General features: G+C 66.4%; 1 pseudogene. It reads left to right on the top strand.

Annotated features, from left to right (window positions below):
- Positions 1 to 232 (top strand): annotated as a pseudogene (locus R2R70_RS23445) (APC family permease); the annotation flags it as partial.

Raw genomic sequence — 232 nt, forward strand, 5'->3', positions numbered from 1 at the left:
TATGTCGTGCGTTCGCTGAGCAATCCGGTGGTATCGCGGGTGGTCAGCGGCGGGATCTTCCTGTCGGTGTTCAATGCGATCATCGCGATCGTGATCACGATGGGGCGCCTGCTGTACAGCAGCGGCCGGCATGCGCTCTGGTCGCGCACCTGCAACCGCGCGTTCTCGACGATCCATCCGCGCTTCGCATCGCCGTGGCTCGCGACGCTCGCGCTGGCGGTGCCGTCGTCGG

Origin of the sequence: Cobetia sp. SIMBA_158, assembly GCF_046566945.1 — a bacterium.
GTDB lineage: Bacteria > Pseudomonadota > Gammaproteobacteria > Pseudomonadales > Halomonadaceae > Cobetia > Cobetia amphilecti.